A 1,186-nucleotide genomic window follows, 5' to 3' on the forward strand; every position below is an offset into this window, starting at 1 on the left:
CATCGGCGTCAGCGTCGGCATCGGCGTCAGCGTCGGCATCAGCGTCGGCATCCGCATCTGCATCAGCGTCGGCATCTGCATCAGCGTCCGCATCTGCATCGGCATCTGCATCGGCGTCTGCGTCGGCATCAGCGTCGGCGTCTGCATCGGCGTCGGCGTCTGCATCTGCATCGGCGTCCGCATCTGCGTCGGCGTCCGCATCAGCGTCTGCGTCAGCATCAGCATCAGCGTCCGCATCGGCGTCCGCATCAGCGTCTGCGTCGGCATCCGCATCGGCGTCAGCATCCGCATCTGCATCAGCGTCTGCATCCGCGTCAGCGTCAGCATCGGCATCAGCGTCCGCATCAGCGTCAGCATCAGCGTCTGCGTCGGCATCAGCGTCGGCATCCGCATCTGCATCTGCGTCGGCATCAGCGTCTGCATCGGCGTCGGCGTCTGCATCTGCATCGGCGTCCGCATCTGCGTCGGCGTCCGCATCTGCGTCGGCATCAGCGTCAGCATCAGCATCAGCGTCCGCATCGGCGTCCGCATCAGCGTCAGCGTCTGCATCGGCATCAGCGTCGGCATCCGCATCGGCGTCCGCATCAGCGTCCGCATCCGCATCGGCGTCCGCATCCGCGTCGGCATCTGCATCGGCGTCAGCGTCAGCATCGGCGTCCGCATCTGCGTCGGCGTCCGCATCAGCGTCGGCATCAGCGTCAGCATCAGCATCAGCGTCCGCATCGGCGTCCGCATCAGCGTCAGCGTCTGCGTCGGCATCAGCATCCGCGTCAGCGTCTGCGTCAGCATCGGCGTCTGCATCAGCGTCAGCGTCTGCATCGGCGTCGGCGTCTGCATCAGCATCGGCATCAGCGTCTGCGTCGGCATCAGCATCGGCGTCAGCGTCGGCATCGGCGTCAGCGTCGGCATCAGCGTCGGCATCCGCATCTGCATCAGCGTCGGCATCTGCATCAGCGTCCGCATCTGCATCGGCATCTGCATCGGCGTCTGCGTCGGCATCAGCATCGGCGTCAGCGTCGGCATCAGCGTCTGCGTCGGCATCCGCATCGGCGTCAGCATCCGCATCTGCATCAGCGTCTGCATCCGCATCTGCATCAGCGTCTGCATCCGCGTCAGCATCGGCATCAGCGTCCGCATCGGCGTCCGCATCAGCGTCAGCATCAGCGTCTGCGTCGGCATCAGCGTC

1 protein-coding gene is annotated in these 1,186 nt (G+C 65.8%); it reads right to left on the reverse strand.

What is annotated here, in order from left to right; all coding sequences use genetic code 11:
* Window positions 1-1,186 (reverse strand): YML083C domain-containing protein (locus LL253_RS19660; protein ID WP_228228204.1); only part of this gene is annotated, 1,186 nt, incomplete at both ends.

The sequence above is a fragment of the Sphingobium soli genome (genome assembly GCF_020782245.1).
GTDB classification, from domain to species: Bacteria; Pseudomonadota; Alphaproteobacteria; order Sphingomonadales; family Sphingomonadaceae; genus Sphingobium; species Sphingobium soli.